The sequence below is a fragment of the Saccharopolyspora flava genome (genome assembly GCF_900116135.1).
In the GTDB taxonomy this organism is placed as follows: domain Bacteria; phylum Actinomycetota; class Actinomycetes; order Mycobacteriales; family Pseudonocardiaceae; genus Saccharopolyspora; species Saccharopolyspora flava.
On the sequence record NZ_FOZX01000008.1, the window covers coordinates 157,167 to 175,038 of the forward strand.

At 69.7% G+C, this 17,872-nt stretch carries 14 protein-coding genes; 2 read left to right on the plus strand and 12 right to left on the minus strand.

Annotation, left to right across the window (positions count from 1 at the left end):
• Positions 1-7: 7 nt before the first annotated feature.
• From mmsB to aceA, 8 genes are all read right to left on the minus strand, one after another.
• Positions 8-895: a 3-hydroxyisobutyrate dehydrogenase gene (mmsB, locus tag BM424_RS21540; protein WP_093421038.1), complete on the minus strand. Its 888-nt coding sequence runs from the start codon at positions 893-895 to the stop codon at positions 8-10.
• Positions 896-945: 50 nt separating this feature from the next.
• Positions 946-1,980, minus strand: coding sequence for an enoyl-CoA hydratase/isomerase family protein (locus BM424_RS21545; protein ID WP_093421041.1), 1,035 nt, complete (start codon positions 1,978-1,980; stop codon positions 946-948).
• A gap of 44 nt (positions 1,981-2,024) precedes the next feature.
• Positions 2,025-3,188 (minus strand): acyl-CoA dehydrogenase family protein, encoded by a 1,164-nt coding sequence (locus tag BM424_RS21550; protein WP_093421043.1) that lies wholly within the window; start codon positions 3,186-3,188, stop codon positions 2,025-2,027.
• 59 nt (positions 3,189-3,247) lie between these two features.
• Positions 3,248-4,747 carry a CoA-acylating methylmalonate-semialdehyde dehydrogenase gene (locus tag BM424_RS21555; RefSeq protein WP_093421046.1) on the minus strand — a complete coding sequence of 500 codons (1,500 nt, stop codon included), beginning with the start codon at positions 4,745-4,747 and terminating at the stop codon, positions 3,248-3,250.
• A 210-nt stretch (positions 4,748-4,957) separates the two neighbouring features.
• Positions 4,958-5,476: an EF-hand domain-containing protein gene (locus BM424_RS21560; protein WP_093421048.1), complete on the minus strand. Its 519-nt coding sequence runs from the start codon at positions 5,474-5,476 to the stop codon at positions 4,958-4,960.
• A gap of 103 nt (positions 5,477-5,579) precedes the next feature.
• Positions 5,580-6,230 (minus strand): MOSC domain-containing protein, encoded by a 651-nt coding sequence (locus BM424_RS21565; RefSeq protein WP_093421362.1) that lies wholly within the window; start codon positions 6,228-6,230, stop codon positions 5,580-5,582.
• 57 nt (positions 6,231-6,287) lie between these two features.
• Complete coding sequence (locus BM424_RS21570; protein WP_093421051.1) at positions 6,288-7,334, minus strand: NAD(P)H-dependent flavin oxidoreductase; 1,047 nt, start codon at positions 7,332-7,334, stop codon at positions 6,288-6,290.
• 495 nt (positions 7,335-7,829) lie between these two features.
• On the minus strand, positions 7,830-9,143 hold the full coding sequence (aceA, locus tag BM424_RS21575) for an isocitrate lyase (RefSeq protein WP_093421053.1): 1,314 nt from the start codon (positions 9,141-9,143) through the stop codon (positions 7,830-7,832).
• A gap of 119 nt (positions 9,144-9,262) precedes the next feature.
• Here aceA and BM424_RS21580 point away from each other — a divergent pair, with 119 nt between their 5' ends.
• Complete coding sequence (locus BM424_RS21580) at positions 9,263-10,729, plus strand: helix-turn-helix transcriptional regulator (protein ID WP_093421056.1); 1,467 nt, start codon at positions 9,263-9,265, stop codon at positions 10,727-10,729.
• A 238-nt stretch (positions 10,730-10,967) separates the two neighbouring features.
• Here the strand turns inward: BM424_RS21580 and BM424_RS21585 are convergent, their stop codons facing one another.
• The 3 genes from BM424_RS21585 to BM424_RS21595 form a co-directional block, all read right to left on the minus strand.
• The gene (locus BM424_RS21585) at positions 10,968-11,852 is read right to left on the minus strand and encodes a LysR family transcriptional regulator (protein ID WP_093421058.1); all 885 of its coding nucleotides are present in this window, start codon (positions 11,850-11,852) and stop codon (positions 10,968-10,970) included.
• A gap of 74 nt (positions 11,853-11,926) precedes the next feature.
• Entirely contained in the window at positions 11,927-14,275 is a 2,349-nt protein-coding gene (locus BM424_RS21590; RefSeq protein WP_245776028.1) for an arylsulfatase, read from the minus strand.
• A 378-nt stretch (positions 14,276-14,653) separates the two neighbouring features.
• Positions 14,654-15,082 carry a MerR family transcriptional regulator gene (locus tag BM424_RS21595; protein ID WP_093421062.1) on the minus strand — a complete coding sequence of 143 codons (429 nt, stop codon included), beginning with the start codon at positions 15,080-15,082 and terminating at the stop codon, positions 14,654-14,656.
• Between the two features lie 121 nt (positions 15,083-15,203).
• On the opposite strand from BM424_RS21595, the gene BM424_RS21600 reads away from it, so the two are divergent.
• Complete coding sequence (locus BM424_RS21600) at positions 15,204-15,938, plus strand: SDR family NAD(P)-dependent oxidoreductase (RefSeq protein WP_093421065.1); 735 nt, start codon at positions 15,204-15,206, stop codon at positions 15,936-15,938.
• A gap of 29 nt (positions 15,939-15,967) precedes the next feature.
• On the opposite strand, the gene lepA is transcribed toward BM424_RS21600, so the two are convergent.
• The gene (lepA, locus tag BM424_RS21605; protein ID WP_093421067.1) at positions 15,968-17,821 is read right to left on the minus strand and encodes a translation elongation factor 4; all 1,854 of its coding nucleotides are present in this window, start codon (positions 17,819-17,821) and stop codon (positions 15,968-15,970) included.
• Positions 17,822-17,872: the final 51 nt, after the last annotated feature.

The window sequence follows — 17,872 nt, forward strand, 5'->3', positions numbered from 1 at the left end:
TGCGGTGTCAGCTCCCGGAGTGTTCGCGGATGGACTTGATGATGGCGCCGAAGTCCTGACCGCCCCCGCCCTCCTCGTTGAACCGGCGGTAGAGGTCGGTGGCCAGGCGGCCGAGGGCCGTGTCGGTGCCGGACTGCTCGGCCGCCGAGACGGCCAGGTTGAGGTCCTTGAGCATCAGGGCCGCGGCGAAGCCGGGTTCGTAGTCGTGGTTGGCGCGGCTGGTCTCCACCAGATCGGGCACCGGGCAGTTGGTGGTCAGCGCCCAGCACTGGCCGGTGGAGACCGAGGCGACGTCGTAGAGCGCCTCGTGCGACAGGCCCAGCCGCTCGCCCAGCACGAACGCCTCGCCGACGGCGATCATCGAGGCGCCCAGGATGAGGTTGTTGCACATCTTGGTGACCTGCCCGTTGCCGGGACCGCCGCAGTGGATGACCTTGCGCGCCATCGGCTCCAGCACGCTCTCGGCCAGCTGGAAGTCGGCTTCGGAACCGCCGACCATGAACGTCAGCGTCCCCGCCTCGGCCCCGGCCGTGCCGCCGGAGACGGGGGCGTCGATGCTGCCGAACCCGGCCTGCTGCGCCCGGTCGTGCGCGGTGCGCGCGTCGGCGACGTCCACCGTGGAGGAGTCGATCAGCAGCGCGCCGGAGGCCGCGTTCGGCAGCACCTCGTCGTAGGCGTCCAGCAGGTGCTTGCCGCTGGGCAGCATGGTGATGACCGCGTCCGCGCCGTCCACCGCCTCGGCGATGGACGACACCGTGGTCACGCCGCTGTCCGCGGCGGAGGCCAGCGCGGCCGGCACGAGGTCGAAGCCGCGCACGGTGTGCCCGGCCTTGACGAGGTTCGCCGACATCGGACCGCCCATGTGACCGAGTCCGATGAATCCGATGACAGCCATTGTCACTACCCTTCTGCTCGAGCTACCGCCAAGGCCCCGGCACCCGCTGCTCAGCCGAAGATCGTCGGCTCGTCGGCTGCCGGTTCGAAGAACTTCTGCACCCGCGATTCGTCCACTTCGGACAGGCTGGTGGGCGACCACTGCGGGTTGCGGTCCTTGTCCACCAGGGTGGCGCGCACGCCCTCGACGAAGTCGCCGATGCGCACGCACGCCATCGCCAGCCGGTACTCCTGGGTGAGCGCCTGCTCCAGCGAGGTGTAGTCGCTGCGCAGCGCCCGCAGGGTCACCTTCAGCGCCGTCGGGGACTTGGTCCCGATGGTCTTCGCGGCGTCCTGGGCGGCCTGCTCCGGCCGCTCGGTCAACCGGGCCAGGATCGCCTCGACGTCGTCACCGGCGTAGGCCTGGTCGATCCACGCGCGGTGCTCGGCCAGCGGCGGCTCGGGCACCTCGGCGGCGAAGCGGGCCAGCACCTCGTCGACGTCGCCGCTGCTCAGCGCCTCGACGAGTTCCGGAAGCCGGGCGCTGTCGACGTAGTGGTCGGCCAGGTCGCAGTACAGCGCGTCCGCGCCGCCGACCGCGCTACCGGTCAGCGCCAGGTGCGTGCCCAGCTCACCGGGGGCGCGCGACATCAGGTAGGTGCCGCCGACGTCGGGGATGAAGCCGATGCCGGTCTCGGGCATCCCGACCTTGGAGCGCTCGGTGACCACCCGGTGCGAGCCGTGCGCGGTGATGCCGACCCCGCCGCCCATGCAGATGCCGTCCATGATCCCCACGACCGGCTTGGGGTAGTTGGCCAGCGCCGAGTTGAGCCGGTACTCCTCGGTCCAGAACGCCGAGGGCAGCGACTCGTCCCCGGCCTTGGCCGCGTCGTGCAGGGCGCGCACGTCGCCACCGGCGCACAGGCCGCGCTCGCCGGCGCCGTCGATCAGGATCGCCCGGATGTGCCCGGCGTCGCGCCACCGCTCGACCGCCTCGGTCATCTCGCGGACCATGCCGAGGGTCAGCGAGTTGAGGGCCTTCGGGCGGTTGAGCGTGATCCGCCCGAGCGAGCCGTTCTCGGCGACCAGGATCTCGGACTCCGTCATCGGAAACTCCATCGTTGTGCGAGGTGCTGCCCCCGCGGTGGCGGTCAGGCCGCCAGCAGACCGCGGGAGATGATCAGCCGCATGATTTCGTTGGTGCCTTCCAGGATCTGATGCACCCGCAGGTCGCGGACGATCTTCTCCAGGCCGTACTCGGCAAGGTATCCGTATCCCCCGTGGATCTGAAGCGCCTCGTTGGCCACGGTGAACCCGACGTCGGTGGCCAGCCGCTTGGCCATCGCGCACAACCGCGTGGCCGACGGGTCCTTGGTGTCCAGCGCCCACGCGGCCCGCCACAGCAGCAGCCGCGCGGCCTCCAGCTCGGTGGCCATGTCGGCGAGCTTGAACTGCAACGCCTCGAACTCGCTGAGCTTGGCGCCGAAGGCGCTGCGCTCGCGGACGTAGCCCAGCGACTTGTCCAGAGCAGCCTGCGCGCCGCCGAGCGAGCAGGCGCCGACGCTGAGCCGTCCGCCGTCGAGCCCGGCCATCGCGATGCGGAACCCGATGCCCTCCTCGCCGAGCCGCTGGTCGGCGGGCACCCGGACGCCGTCGAAGATCACCTGCCTGGTCGGCTGGGCGTTCCAGCCCATCTTCTTCTCGTTGGCGCCGAACGACAGCCCCTCGGCCCCGGCCTCCACGACGAAGGTGGAGATGCCCTTGTGGCCGGGTTCGCCGGTGCGGGCCATCACCACGTAGACGTCGGAGCTGCCGCCGCCGGAGATGAACTGCTTGACGCCGGTGAGCAGGTAGTCGTCGCCGTCGCGGACCGCGCGGGTCTGCAGCGCGGCGGCGTCGGAACCGGCGCCGGGTTCGGTCAGGCAGTAGCTGGCGAGGCGTTCCATCGAGCACAGCCCCGGCAGCCAGCGCGCCCGCTGGGCGTCGCTGCCGAACCGGTCGATCATCCCGGCGCACATGTTGTGGATCGAGATGTAGGCGGCGATCGAGGGATCCCCGCTGGCCAGGGCTTCGAAGATGAGCACCGAGTCGAACCTGGTCAGGCCGCTGCCCCCGTGGGCCTCGTCGACGTAGACGCCGCCGATGCCCAGTTCTCCGGCTGCCCGCAGCGTCTCGACCGGGAAGTGCTTGTCCTGGTCCCACTCCACGGCGTGCGGTGCGAGCTGGTCGTGGGCGAACTCCAGCGCGGCCTCGCGGATGGCGCGCTGGTCGACGGTGAGCTCGAACGGCGAGCTGGCCACTGCTGCGACGGACACGTCGGCTCCCTCCTCGCGGCGGGGTGGGGACCGGGATCGGCTGGCCCCCACCCGCGCGATCAGTGCATGGTCGGGATGGTGAAGCTGGCGCCTTCCTTGAGTCCGGAGGGCCAGCGGGAGGTGACCGTCTTGGTCTTGGTGTAGAAGCGGATCGAGTCGGGCCCGTGCTGGTTGAGGTCGCCGAATCCGGACCGCTTCCAGCCGCCGAAGGTGTGGTAGGCGATCGGGACCGGGATCGGCACGTTCACGCCGACCATGCCGGTGTTGACCCGGTTGACGAACTCGCGGGCGGCGTCGCCGTCGCGGGTGAAGATCGCCACGCCGTTGCCGTACTCGTTGTCGTTGGGCAGCCGCAGCGCTTCCTCGTAGTCGGCCGCGCGCACCACCGACAGCACCGGGCCGAAGATCTCCTCGCGGTAGATCCGCATGTCGGCGGTGACGTCGTCGAACAGCGTCGGGCCCATGAAGAAGCCGTCCTCGTGGCCCTCCAGCGCGAAGTCGCGGCCGTCGACGACGAGCTTCGCGCCCTCGTCGACACCGGCGCCGATGAGGTCGTGGACGCGCTGCCAGGCCTGCTGGGTCACCAGCGGCCCGTAGTCGGCGTCGGCGTCGAAGCTGGTGCCGACCTTGAGCCCGGCGATCTTCTCGACGAGCTTGTCCACCAGCGCGTTCGCGGTGGCCTCGCCGACCGGCACGGCCACCGAGATCGCCATGCAGCGCTCGCCCGCCGAGCCGTACCCGGCGCCGATGAGGGCATCGGCGGCCTGGTCGAGGTCGGCGTCGGGCATGACGATGAGGTGGTTCTTGGCGCCGCCGAAGCACTGCGCGCGCTTCCCGTGGGCGGCGGCCGTGGAGTAGATGTACTCGGCGATGTCGGAGGAGCCGACGAAGCCGACGGCCTCGATGCGCGGTTCGGTCAGCAACGCGTCGACGGCGGTCTTGTCGCCGTTGACGACGTTGAAGATGCCGGGCGGGCCGCCCGCTTCGATGAACAGCTCGGCCAGTCGCAGCGGCACCGAGGGGTCGCGCTCGGAGGGCTTGAGCACGAAGGCGTTGCCGCAGGCGATCGCGGGCGCGGCCTTCCACAGCGGGATCATCGCCGGGAAGTTGAACGGGGTGATGCCGGCGACCACGCCCAGCGGCTGGCGCAGCGAGTAGACGTCGATGCCGGTGCCGACGCTGTCGCTGAACTCGCCCTTGAGCAGGTGCGGGATGCCGATGGCGAACTCGACGACCTCGAGGCCGCGCTGGATGTCGCCCTTGGCGTCGGGCACGGTCTTGCCGTGCTCGGAGGACAGCAGTCGCGCCAGGTCCTCCATCTCGTCGTTGACCAGCTGCAGGAACTTCATGAGCACGCGAGCCCGCTTCTGCGGGTTCTGCGCGGCCCACGCCGGCTGCGCCTCGGCCGCGTCGTCGATCGCGGCCGTGACCTCGTCGACCGAGGCCAGCGGCACCCTGGCCTGCACCCGCCCCGTGTTGGGGTCGAACACGTCACCGAAGGAGCCGGAGGTTCCCGGCACCCTCTTGCCCCCGATGAAGTGCTCCAGCTCGCTCGTCATCTCGCCGCACCTCCGCCGAACCGGCCCCTACAAATACTAGGAAGCCAAACTGTTTGTAGCCCAATCTTTCCCACAAGGAACGCACGCGCAACAGGGTGTGCCGCGTCACAGTATCGATTCTGCGCACTTCACGCCGTCCCATCCACCTGCACCGGAGGAGGGAACGGCCGCACGAACCGGGAGAGATCGGGCTCGCGGAGGAGCCGGGCGTCAGATCAGGCCGAAGAGGTGGTTGCCCGGGGCTTCTTCGTCGTCGCCGCTCCAGAACTCGAGCCAGTGGGTGACGAACTCGGACTTCGACAGGGTGCCGTCGCCGTTGCGGTCGAGGCGGCCGAACTCGCCGCGGCTCGGGGCGCCGCGCCCGGTCCAGGCCTCGATCATCCGGGCGTACTCGGGCTCGGCGACCCGGCCGTCGCCGTCCTCGTCGACGGCCTCGAACATCGCTTCGCCGGTGGCCACCACCAGGTCGAGCATCGCCTGCAGGTCGGCGACGGCGGCCAGCATCTCGTCCTGGGTGATCCGCCGGTCGCGGTCGGCGTCGGCGGTGGCGCTGAGCGCCTCCCACCAGCGCATCATGATCTCGCGCAGGTCCGCGCCGTCACCGCCGCGGAGCCGCTCCCACCGGTCGGTCAGCGCCTCGAAGTCGGCGCGCTCCAGGAACCCGTCCTCGTTGACGTCCATCGCGGTGAACACGACGGAGACCTTCTTCCGCTGCAAATCGCTCGCCATGGCACCAACCTGGCAGCGTTCTCGTGGCGCGGCCAACACCCGGACGGGCATTCCGGCCGGGCGTGCGAGTGATCATCGCGATCACTGCCGGTGACCGGGCGCGTCAGGCGGTGAGGCGCGCGGACTCGATCCTGGCGGCGGCGGTGGCGCGCCACTTCTCCGGCAGGTCCGGCAGGCAGCCGGCGACGTGCTCGGCGAGGTCGGCGCGGCCCTGGAGGGTGAGCGCGAAGAGCTCGGCGACCTGGACGCCGTGGTCGGGCCGGGACAGCACGCGGATCTCGTCGCCCGCGCTGATCTCGCCGGGCTGCTCGACGGCCAGGTAGACGCCGGTGCGGCCGTGCGCGGTGAACCGCTTGACCAGCCCGGGAACGTCCCAGAACCCGGCGAAGACCCGGCAGGGCTGGCGCGGTCCGGTCACCCGCAGCACGGCGTCGCCGATGGCCCAGCGCTCCCCCACCAGCGCCGAGGTGCTGTCGGCGCCGGTCAGCGTGAGGTTCTCGCCCGCGTTGCCGGGCGCGAGCTCGGTGCCGAGCTCGGCCGACCAGTGCGCGAGCTCTTCGGTGTCGAAGGCGTAGGCGGCCTGGTACCAGGCGCCGTGGTGCTTGGTGTCGCAGACGGCGTCGCCCTCGACACCAGTTTCGGTGAACCGCACCGGGTGGTCGGCGGGGCGCTTGTCGATGCCGGACTTCCCGATGCGGCCGGTCCACTCCCCGGTCCGCACGACTGCCAGGTTCACCGACGTCACAGCGCTCATGGGCTCAACGTATCCGACCTCGGCGAACGGCCCCAACGGATTTCCGGGCCGCGAAGGTCACAGCCGGTCGGCCACACCGCGCAGCGCCTCCCGGGCTTCCCGGCGCAGCACCGCGACCAGCTCGGCGGCGGGCATCGGCCGGGCGTGGGCGTAGCTCTGGCCTGCCCACATCGAGATCGACTCGGCGTCGCCGGCTTTGCCCGCGGCGCCGCGCATCGGCTTGGTGAGGTTGTTGACCTGCGGATATGCCGCCGGGGCGTCGGGGTTGTCGGTCATGAAGCGGTTGACCAGTCCGCGCGCCGGGCGGCCGCTGAAGGCGCGGGTGATCGCGGTCTGCCGCTGCCCGTCGGCCATCTCGGCCCACTGCACCGGCTGAGTTCCGGCCTCGTCGCAGACGAGGAACGCGGTGCCGAGCTGGGCGGCGACCGCTCCGGCGGTGAGCACGGCGGCCACGTCGGCCCCGTGCACGAGTCCTCCGGCCGCGATGATCGGCAGGTCGACGGCGGCGCGCACCGACCGGATCGCCGCGAGCAGTCCCATCAGGGGTCCCCCGCCGGGCTGGGCGGGGTCGTCGTGGAACACGCCGCGATGCCCACCGGCTTCCATGCCCTGCACGCACACGGCGTCGGCCCCGACTCGCGCGGCCTGCCGCGCCTCGTCGGCGGTGGTCACGGTGATCACGACGGTCGACCCGGCGGAGTGCAGCTCGTCCACGGTGACGGCCTCGGGCAACCCGAAGGTGAACGACACCACCGGCACCCGCGCTTCCACGAGCACCCGCACCTTCGCCGGGTAGGAGTCGTCATCCCAGTCAGCGACACCGGGCTCGACCCCGTACCGCCCGGCAACCTCGGCGACCCGTCCCCGGAACTCGTCAAGCGGAACGTCCCGACGCTCACTGGGCACGAACAGGTTCACCCCAAAAGGCTCAGAAGTCAGCGCCCGAACCCGCCCGATCTGCTCGGTGAGCGTGTCCGGGCTCAGCAAAGCCCCGGCCAGAAACCCCACACCCCCAGCCCCGCTCACAGCAGCAACCAGCTCAGGAGTACTGGGCCCACCAGCCATAGGCGCCACCACCACAGGCACCCGCCCCGAAAAGATCATGCGCAAACGCTACCTCCGAACAACCACAAAACCCCGAACCGTTCACGGAACCCGAACACCCAAAGCCAAGGGCCGACCAACCCCCGTCAGGCAACCGGCGAAGCCGGTTTCTCAGTACCCCACCTCAGACGCTGGCACCGCCGCGGGTTCTGAGCGGCTCTCTGGGGAGGACAGCCGACGTGTCGTGTATTGGCATACATAAGCCTCGGATCCCGGAGCCAGAGAGCCGCTCAGGTTCCGCTTCTGGCACCGCCAAGCAAAGAGACCACAGAGTAGTGTCAGTAAACGAAACCCCCTGCACCACGAGAGATTCCACCCCCGACAGCACCCCCAGCAGCAACCACCAAGATAAAGAAAAAAGCGGGAGGAACCCGACGCCTGGGCTCCTCCCGCTTTCGCACCATTGCGATTTTTCCGACACCCCGCCACAGGGCCGCTGGTGCGTTCAGGGGGTGGCCGGCGCAGCAGGCGCGCCGGCCACCTTCAACCACACGATCAGTGGAACTGCGCGGTCTCGGTCGAACCGGCCAGCGCGGTGGTCGACGAGTCCGGGTTGATGGCAGTGCTGATCGTGTCGAAGTAACCGGTACCGGCCTCGCGCTGGTGGCGAGTGGCGGTGTAGCCGCGGTCCTCCGAGCCGAACTCCTTCTCCTGCAGCTCGACGTAGGCGGTCATGCCGTCGCTGGCGTAGCCCTTGGCCAGGTCGAACATGCTGTAGTTCAGGGCGTGGAAGCCGGCCAGGGTGATGAACTGGAACTTGAAGCCCATGTGGCCGAGCTCGCGCTGGAACTTGGCGATGGTGCTGTCGTCCAGGTTCTTCTTCCAGTTGAACGACGGCGAGCAGTTGTAGGCCAGCATCTGGTCCGGGTACTCGGACTTGACGGCCTCGGCGAACTTGCGGGCCATCTCCAGGTCCGGGGTGCCGGTCTCCATCCAGATGAGGTCGGAGTACGGCGCGTAGGCCTTGGCGCGGGCGATGCAGGGCTCGATGCCGTTGCGGACCTTGTAAAAGCCCTCGGCGGTGCGCTCACCGGTGATGAACGGCTTGTCGCGCTCGTCGATGTCGCTGGTGAGCAGCGTCGCGGCCTCGGCGTCGGTGCGGGCGATGACCAGCGACGGGACGCCGGCGACGTCCGCGGCCAGACGCGCGGAGTTCAGCGTCTTGACGTGCTGGCTGGTGGGGATGAGGACCTTGCCGCCCAGGTGGCCGCACTTCTTCTCGGAGGCCAGCTGGTCCTCCCAGTGCACGCCCGCGGCGCCGGCGGCGATCATGCCGCGCATGAGCTCGTAGGCGTTGAGGACGCCACCGAAGCCGGCCTCGGCGTCGGCGACGATCGGGGCGAGCCAGTGGGTGTCCTCACCCTCGACGGCGCCACCCTCCGGGTCCAGCGCCTCGGCCCAGTTGATCTGGTCGGCGCGCTTGAGGGCGTTGTTGATGCGGCGCACGACCTGCGGGACCGAGTTGGCCGGGTACAGCGACTGGTCCGGGTAGGTCTCGCCGGCCAGGTTGGCGTCGGCGGCGACCTGCCAGCCGGACAGGTAGATGGCCTTGAGACCGGCGCGGACCTGCTGGACCGCCTGGTTACCGGTCAGCGCGCCCAGCGAGTTGACGTAGTCGAGCTCGTGCAGCAGCTTCCACAGCCGCTCCGAGCCCTGACGGGCCAGGGTGTGCTCTTCCTGCACCGAGCCGCGCAGACGGACGACCGTCTGGGCGTCGTAGGTACGCTCGATGCCCTTCCAGCGCGGGTTGGTGTCCCACTCGCGCTGCAGCTCCTCTGCGGCCTTCTTCGCCTGCTCGCGGATGCTCATGATTTTTTCCCCTTCCGGGATCGCTGGCGACCTGCTGGAATCAATACTGCGCCCCGGCAAGCGAAACTGGGCCAGATTTTCGAGGTAAATTTCCGAGTTTTTCTGCTAGCATCAACGCCATGACGGAGTTCGCGAGCGAAGAAGACCGTAGTTTTTCTACGGAACACGACCTTCTGGTGTTTGGTCAGCGCCTCAGGCACTTGCGCCGAGCCGCCGGACTGACTCTCGTGGAGCTCGGCGACCGCGTGGGGAGAGCGCCGTCACAGCTGTCGTTGCTGGAGAACGGCCACCGCGAGCCGAAGCTGTCGCTGCTGCGCTCGCTGGCCGACGCGCTGGGCACCTCCGTCGACGAACTGCTGTCGAAGAAGGCCCCCAACCGGCGCGCCGAGCTGGAGATCGCGGTGGAGAAGGCCCAGCTCGACCCGATCTACCAGCGGCTGTCGCTGCCGCCGCTGAAGGTCGGCAAGCGGCTGCCCACCGAGGCGCTGGAGCACGTGCTGGCCCTCTACGAGGAGCTCAAGCGCCGCGAGACCCAGAAGGTCGCCACGCCGGAGGAGGCCCGCAAGGCCAACGCCGAGCTGCGCGGCATGATGCGCAAGCACAACAACTACTTCCCGGAGATCGAGAAGGCCGCCAGCGACCTGCTCAAACGCATCGGGTACCACGGCGGGCCGCTCTCCGAGGGGCTCATCCAGTCCATCGCCACGCACATGGGCTACGGCCTGAAGTTCGTCACCGACCTGCCGCGCTCGGTGCGCTCGGTGACCGACCAGAAGAACCGCCGGATCTTCCTGCGCAGGGAATCGCTGGGCATGCACAGCCCGCGCACGATCCTGCTGCAGACGCTGGGCCACCTGACGCTGGGCCACAGCCAGCCGCGCGACTTCGCCGACTTCCTGCGGCAGCGGGTGGAGGCCAACTACTTCGCCGCGGCCGTGCTGGTGCCCGAGCAGTCGGCGGTGCCGTTCCTGCAGGACGCCAAGGCCGAGCGCGACCTGGCGGTGGAGGACCTGCGCGACGTGTTCTCGGTGTCCTACGAGATGGCGGCGCACCGGTTCACCAACCTGGCCACGCAGTACCTGGACCTGGTCTGCCACTTCGTCCGCAACGACGAGACCGGCATCATCCACAAGGCCTACGAGAACGACGGGCTGGTCTTCCCCACCGACCCGACCGGCGCGATCGAGGGGCAGCGGATGTGCCGGTACTGGGCCGGGCGGCAGGTCTTCGCCTCACCGGACCGGTACTCGACGTACTACCAGTACACCGACAAGCCGGGCGCCACGCACTGGTGCGTCGGGCACGTCGACCCGAGCCGCGGCCGGGACTTCGCGATCACCCTCGGCGTGCCCTACACCGAGTCGCGCTGGTTCCGGGGTCGTGACACCAACAACCACTCCAAGTCGGGCTGCCCGAACGGCGAGTGCTGCCAGCGCCCGCCGGCCGAGCTCGCCAGCCGCTGGGAGGGCATGGTCTGGCCGTCGGCCCGGGCCCACTCCCACGTCCTGGCCGCGCTCCCGGCCGACACCTTCCCGGGCGTCGACGAGGCCGACGTCTACGCCTTCGTCGAGGCCCACCAGGACTGACGACCGACCCGTTCGTGGGGAGGGAAGTTTTCATGAAAACTTCCCTCCCCACGAAGTGGGGATCTCTCTCCAAAACCCCCTCACCAGGCAAAACCCCTCACCCTCCCCCGGAACGTCCCTTCGGAGACCGGGGACAGTTTTCATGAAAACTGTCCAACCCCCTCACCCCGGAGGACTCACCCCGGAGGACCCGGTTCCCGGGTGGGGACAGTTTTCATGAAAACTTCGTTTCCCCAGGTCACCGAGGTAGTTCGGCGATGGCCCCGGCCATCGCCAGGAACTGCGCCGCCGCCGGGGACAGCGGACCCGGGCGCCAGAACAGGACTCCCCGGCGGACGACCCGGGGCCGCAGCGGGAGAACGACCGCACCGCGAGCCCGGGCGTCGCGGGCCATGGACCGGGGCAGCAGCGTGGCACCCGCACCGGCCAGCACCAGGGGAACGATCATCGCCTGGTGCGCGGTCTCCACGGCGAACGTCGGTTCACCGCCCCGAGCTCCCACCGTGTCCTCGATGACCGCGCGCGTCGCCGTGCCCGGCGGCGTCGCGATCCAGTCCAGCGTGGACAGCTCCGGCACGCTCAACCGCTTCTGACCGGGTGCGGACCCGGGTGGCAGCACCGCGAAGATCTCCCGCCCCCGCAGCACCATGCACTCCAGGTCGCCGATCGGGTGCTCGGAGTCGACCACGCCGAGCTCGCACTCACCGGCCCGCACCGCCGAGGTCACGTCGGTGCCCAGCTCCGGGTCGGCGACGTTGACCGCCACCCGGGGGTTCTCCCGCAGGAAGTCGCCGATGAGCTCGGCGAGCGGGTCGACGGCCAGCGTCGTCTGCGCCACCACGTCCAACCGGCCGCTGGCCAGGCCCAGGACCTCGCGGACCGAGGCGGTGGCGGTACTCAGGTCGCGCATCACCTGCCGGGCGGGCTCCACCAGCGCGTCCCCGGCCGGGGTCAGCGACACGCCGTGCGGCAGCCGGTGGAAGACCTTGCCGCCCAGCTCCTTCTCCAGGTTGCGGATGGCGTGCGACAGGGAGGGCTGGGCCACATGCATCGCCTGCGCGGCGGCGGTGAAGCTGCCGTGCTCGACGATCGCCAGGAAGTACTCCAGCTCCCGCCGATCCATCCCTCACCTCCCCGCGCGGCCCGCCTGCCCGGCATTACACCAGGCAGGCGGGACCCCGCCTACTCGTGCACGGCCTACTCGTGCGCGGTGCGGAACGCCGACGCCGCCTCCACATCGGACCACTGGTCGTCGTCGAGGTCCACGCGCAGCCTCCGCAGCCCGCCGGTGAAGGCGTTGTCGACCGGCAGGTAGTCGTCGGTGACCGGGCTGGCCCGGTCCACGCCGATGTCGAAGGTCTCGTCGAAGGCGAAGTAGTACGGGATCGTCGCGTCCACCCGGCCCGAGGCGACCTCGGTGCCGTCGATCCGCAACGTCGCCGTGCCGCCCTTGCCGACACCGCCGCCGTCGTAGTCGAACCGCAGGCCGACCTCGTGCTCGCCCGCGGTCACCGCCTCTGGCGCCCGGACGTGCTGGACGACCGTGCCGAAGTAGTTGTAGGCGTAGCAGGGCTTCCCGTCGTGGAAGTAGAACGACCACCCGCCGGTGTGACCGCCCTGGGCGACCAGCACGCCTTCGGCACCGCCCTCGGGAACCTCGACCAGCGCGGTGAGGGTGTGCGACCGGTTCTTCACGTTGGGCGCGGTCTCCTCGGTGAGCCGCTTGGCCCCCGCGTGGAAGGTCACCGACCGGCGGTCACCCATCAGGTCGAGGCGACCGGCTTCGCGCGGGTTCTCCCGCTCGGTCATCCGGTCGTCCAGCGGCAGCACGTTGTGCTTGGCGGCCTCGACCAGGAACAGCTGCTGCAGCTCGCGCAGCTTCTCCGGGTGCTCCTCGGCGAGGTCGTGGGACTGCGTCCAGTCGACGTTGGTGTTGTAGAGCTCCCACTTGTCGTCATCGAAGGAGCGCCGGACGCCGTCCTGGACCATCACCCACGGCGTGCCGTGCCGGGTCACGGCCATCCACCCGTCCTGGTAGATGCCGCGGTTGCCGACCATCTCGAAGTACTGCACGCGGTGCCGGTCGGGCGCGTCGGCGTCGTTGAAGCTGTAGACCATGCTGGTGCCCTCGATGGGCTGCTGCGCGACGCCGTTGACCTCGGTCGGGTGCGGCAGTCCCGCGGCTTCCAGGATCGTCGGCACGATGTCGATGACGTGGTGGAACTGGTCGCGCAGCCCGCCGCGCTCGGTGATGCCGGCGGGCCAGTGCACGATCATGCCGTCGCGGATGCCGCCGAAGTGCGAGGCGACCTGCTTGGTCCACTGGTAGGGCGTGTTCATCGCCAGCGCCCAGCCCACCGGGTAGTGCGCGTGCGTGGTGGCGTCGCCGAGCGAGGCGTCGTGGGCGTTGATGAACTCGGCGCTGTCGGGGATGCCGCTGGCGAAGCGGTGCTCGTTGAGCGTGCCGCCCAGACCGCCCTCGGCCGAGGCGCCGTTGTCACCGAGGATGTAGATGAACATCGTGTTGTCGAGCTCGCCCAGCTCGTCGAGGGCGTCGACGAGGCGTCCGACCTGGTCGTCGGTGTGCTCGGCGAACCCGGCGTAGAGCTCCATCAGCGAGGCCGCGGCCCGCTGCTCCTCGGCGGAGAGCTCGTCCCAGTGCGGCACGCCTTCGGACCACGGGGCCAGTTCGGCGTCCTGCGGGACGACGCCGAGCTCCTTCTGCCGCTCCAGGGTGATCTCGCGCTGCCGGTCCCAGCCGTGGTCGAACTTGCCCCGGTACTTCTCGCGGTAGGCCTGCGGCACGTGGTACGGCGCGTGGGTGGCGCCGAAGGGCAGGTAGGCGAAGAACGGGTTGTCGGGCTTGAGCGAGGTCTGGTCGCGCACCCAGTCAATGGCGTTGTCCACCAGGTCCTCGGACAGGTGGTAGCCGTCCTCGGGTTTGCGGGTGGGCTCAACGGGTTTCGTGCCGTCGAACAGCACCGGGTACCAGTGGTTCATCTCGGCGCACAGGAAGCCATAGAACTTCTCGAAGCCCTCGCCGGTAGGCCACCGGTCGAACGGGCCGGCCGCGCTGACGTCGCGCGCCGGGGTCTGGTGCCACTTGCCGAAGGCCGCGGTGTTGTAGCCGTTGCCCTGCAGCATCTGGCCGATGGTGGCAGCGCTGAGCGGGCGGATGCCGCAGTAGCCGGGCGCGGCGGAGGCCATCTCGGTGGTCACGCCCATGCCGACGGAGTGGTGGTTGCGGCCGGTCAGCAGCGCCTGCCGGGTCGGCGAGCAGATGGCGGTGACGTGGAAGCGGTTGTAGCGCAGGCCGTTGTCGGCCAGCCGCTCGGCGGTGGGCATCTGGCAGGGCCCGCCGAACGCGCTCGGCGCCCCGAACCCCATGTCGTCGATGAGCACCACCACGACGTTCGGCGCCCCCTTCGGCGCGCGCAGCGGCTGCCGCGGCTGGAAGGCCGGACTCTGATCGCGCGCGTCGAGCGAGGTGGCGGCAGGCGGCTGAGGATCGGGGATCGGCAAACGTTCGCGGGAGAACTCCTCCACGAGCAACCTCCAGGCAGCGTCGAGCCCGCCACTTTTGGTGGCGCACCAGGGAAAACATCGATGTGCTCGGCGGAAACCGAAACACCGCAAGACCTTTGCGAGCGAATGCTATCCACCGGTCTGAACCGCACAACCCCGATCCACGGGTTGAGACCGAGACCCACGTCACGTTTTCCCCGCATTCCCCCAGATCGCCGCAGAACCAGACCAATCCTCGATCCACCCCATAAAGACCCTCTATGCGGCCGGAACCCGAGTTCGCGCGGGTGCGCACCGTGACGACGAGGGTCACCAGGGGACAGTTTTAGCCATAACTGCCCCGACATTTCGGACATCGCTCGTGGGCAGTTATGGCTAAAACTGTCCCCCTCCAGGACCTCAGCCCCGAGCCGCCGCATCCCCGCCCGCTGTGGGGTCCCACACCCCGGTCGCGGTCCCCTCGGCGACGCGCTGCTCGTAGACCCCGACCTTCCACGTGATCAGGTCGAGGCAGGACCGCAGCTCGGCGAGCTGGGCCTGCACCCGGTTCCGGTGCCCGCGAAGCAGCGCGAGGCGCTGCTCCTCGTTGCCGGGACCCTCGCGCACCAGGGCGGCGAACGCCCGCAGGTCCGCCAGCGGCATGCCGGAGTCGCGCAGCCGCGTGCAGATCGCCAGCCAGTCCACGTCCTGCTCGGTGTAGGCGCGACGGCCGCCTGCGGTCCGCCGGACCGGCGCGAGCAGCAGGTTCTCGCGCTCGTAGAAGCGCAGCGCGTGCACGCTCAGCCCGGTGCGTTCGGCGACCTCGCCGATGCTCAGCTCGTTCGGCATGCCGCCGAGACTACGAGCTCCCCGCGCACTTCAGCGGGCCTTCGGGCATCGCGAGCTTGAGCTAGAGCGCGCTCCAGCTCCTAGCGTCGTCGTCGAACGTCCGGCTACAGCAGGAGGAACGATGACGAGGTTCGCGGGCAAGCGGGTGCTGATCACCGGTGCCACTGCGGGGATCGGGTGGGCCGGCGCTCGGCGGATCGCGGACGAAGGCGGGGAGCTCGTCCTGACCGGCACGAACCCGCGACGCCTCGCCGCCCTCCGCCAGGCCCTCCCGGAGGCGCAGGTGATCGCCGACGACGCCGCCGATCCGGACACCGGGCGAGCGCCGGCCGACGCCGTGGCCGAGGGCGGGCTCGACGGGCTGTGGCTCAACGCCGGTTACGCCGACATCGGCGCCGCCTCCGAGCTCGACGCCGAGTTCTTCGACCGCATGATGCGGGTCAACGCGCGCGGCCCGGCCCTGCAGCTGGCGCGGCTGTCCGCGCACCTCAACGAGGGCGCGTCGGTCGTGGTCACCTCGTCGACCGCGACCTACGAAGGTTCCCCGATGGCCACGGCCTACGCCGCGACGAAGGGCGCACTCGTCGCGATGGCGCGCGGCTGGGCGTCCGCCCTCGCCGACCGCGGCATCCGCGTCAACACCCTCGTCCCGGGAGCGATCGACACGGACTTCCGCGCGTTCATGCCCGACCGGACGCGGGAGAACTTCGAGCACGACGTCCTCGGCCGCGTGCCGCTGCGCCGCATCGGCACGCCAGAGGAAGCCGCCGCCGTCGCGCTGTTCCTGCTCTCCGACGACGCCGCCTACGTCACGGCCGCCCAGTACGCGGTCGACGGCGGCCTCACCCGGCGCTAGCGGGCGCTGGAGTCAACGAGCACCGAGGGTTACTTCTTGCCGCCCTTGGCCTTGTCCTCCTTGCCCTCGTCGGTGGAGAGGGCGGCGACGAAGGCTTCCTGCGGGACCTCGACCCGGCCGATGGTCTTCATCCGCTTCTTGCCCTCCTTCTGCTTCTCGAGCAGCTTGCGCTTCCGGCTGATGTCACCGCCGTAGCACTTGGCGAGCACGTCCTTGCGGATGGCGCGAATGGTTTCGCGGGCGATGATGCGCGACCCGATGGCCGCCTGGATCGGCACCTCGAACTGCTGGCGCGGGATGAGTTCGCGCAGCTTGGTGGCCATCTTCGTGCCGTAGGCGTAGGCGCCGTCGCGGTGCACGATCGCGCTGAAGGCATCGACCGGCTCGCCCTGCAGCAGGATGTCGACCTTGACCAGGTTCGACGACTGCATCCCCGACTCCTCGTAGTCCATCGAGGCGTAGCCGCGGGTGCGGGACTTGAGCTGGTCGAAGAAGTCGAAGACGATCTCGCCCAGCGGCAGCGTGTAGCGCAGCTCGACGCGGCTCTCCGAGAGGTAGTCCATGCCGTCGAGCTGGCCGCGGCGGCTCTGGCACAGCTCCATGATCGTGCCGACGAACTCCGACGGGGCGATCACGGTGCACTTGGCGACCGGCTCGGAGACGTCGGAGATCTTGCCCTCGGGCCAGTCGGACGGGTTGGTCACCACGAGCTCGGTGCCGTCCTCCATCACGACCTCGTAGACCACGTTCGGGGCGGTGGAGATCAGGTTCAGGTTGAACTCGCGCTCCAGCCGGTCCCGGGTGATCTCCAGGTGCAGCAGGCCGAGGAAGCCGCAGCGGAAACCGAAGCCCAGCGCTCCCGAGGTCTCCGGCTCGTAGGTCAGCGCGGCGTCGTTGAGCTGCAGCTTCTCCAGCGCTTCGCGCAGGATCGGGTAGTCGGAGCCGTCGATCGGGTACAGCCCGGAGTAGACCATCGGCTTGGGCTCGCGGTAGCCGGGCAGCGGATCGGTCGCGCCCTTGCGCTCGGCGGTGACGGTGTCACCGACCTTGGACTGGCGGACGTCCTTCACGCCGGTGATCAGGTAGCCGACCTCGCCGACTCCCAGGCCCTTCGACGGCTTGGGCTCGGGCGAGATGATGCCGACTTCCAGCAGCTCGTGGGTGGCGCCGGTGGACATCATCTTGATCTTCTGGCGCGGGGTGATCTTGCCGTCGACGACGCGGATGTAGGTGACCACGCCGCGGTAGGTGTCGTAGACCGAGTCGAAGATCATCGCGCGCGGGGCGGTGTCGTCGACGCCCTCCGGAGCCGGGACCTGCTTGACGACCTCGTCGAGGACCGCGTCCACGCCCTCACCGGTCTTGGCCGACACGCGCAGCACGTCCTCGGGCTCGCAGCCGATGATGTGCGCGAGCTCGGAGGCGTACTTGTCCGGCTCGGCGGCGGGCAGGTCGATCTTGTTGAGCACCGGGATGATCTGCAGGTCGTGCTCCATGGCGAGGTAGAGGTTCGCCAGGGTCTGCGCCTCGATGCCCTGCGCGGCGTCGACCAGCAGGATCGCGCCCTCGCAGGCGGCCAGCGACCGGCTGACCTCGTAGGTGAAGTCGACGTGCCCGGGGGTGTCGATCATGTGCAGGACGTGGTCCTCGCCGTCGACGGCCCACGGCAGGCGCACGTTCTGCGCCTTGATCGTGATGCCGCGCTCGCGCTCGATGTCCATCCGGTCGAGGTACTGAGCCCGGTAGGCGCGTTCGCCCAGCACACCGGTCAGCTGCAGCATCCGGTCGGCCAGCGTCGACTTGCCGTGGTCGATGTGCGCGATGATGCAGAAGTTCCGGATCCGCTCCGGCGGCGTGAAGGTGGTGTCGGCGAAACTGCTCACTCGGGTTCCTCGGATGTCGGCGGCGTTCCTACGGCTGTCGGCGTTCGTCGG

Excerpts from the sequence above, each read along its gene's own strand:
- aceA (WP_093421053.1), bottom strand. The coding sequence starts at position 9,143 with ATGAGCATCCGCGAGCAGGCGAAGAAGGCCGCAGAGGAGCTGCAGCGC.
- BM424_RS21560 (WP_093421048.1), bottom strand. The coding sequence starts at position 5,476 with ATGGCGAGCGATTTGCAGCGGAAGAAGGTCTCCGTCGTGTTCACCGCG.
- BM424_RS21600 (WP_093421065.1), top strand. The coding sequence starts at position 15,204 with ATGACGAGGTTCGCGGGCAAGCGGGTGCTGATCACCGGTGCCACTGCG.
- BM424_RS21555 (WP_093421046.1), bottom strand. The coding sequence starts at position 4,747 with ATGACGAGCGAGCTGGAGCACTTCATCGGGGGCAAGAGGGTGCCGGGA.
- mmsB (WP_093421038.1), bottom strand. The coding sequence starts at position 895 with ATGGCTGTCATCGGATTCATCGGACTCGGTCACATGGGCGGTCCGATG.
- BM424_RS21565 (WP_093421362.1), bottom strand. The coding sequence starts at position 6,230 with ATGAGCGCTGTGACGTCGGTGAACCTGGCAGTCGTGCGGACCGGGGAG.
- BM424_RS21545 (WP_093421041.1), bottom strand. The coding sequence starts at position 1,980 with ATGACGGAGTCCGAGATCCTGGTCGCCGAGAACGGCTCGCTCGGGCGG.
- BM424_RS21570 (WP_093421051.1), bottom strand. The coding sequence starts at position 7,334 with ATGATCTTTTCGGGGCGGGTGCCTGTGGTGGTGGCGCCTATGGCTGGT.
- BM424_RS21595 (WP_093421062.1), bottom strand. The coding sequence starts at position 15,082 with ATGCCGAACGAGCTGAGCATCGGCGAGGTCGCCGAACGCACCGGGCTG.
- BM424_RS21585 (WP_093421058.1), bottom strand. The coding sequence starts at position 11,852 with ATGGATCGGCGGGAGCTGGAGTACTTCCTGGCGATCGTCGAGCACGGC.
- BM424_RS21580 (WP_093421056.1), top strand. The coding sequence starts at position 9,263 with ATGACGGAGTTCGCGAGCGAAGAAGACCGTAGTTTTTCTACGGAACAC.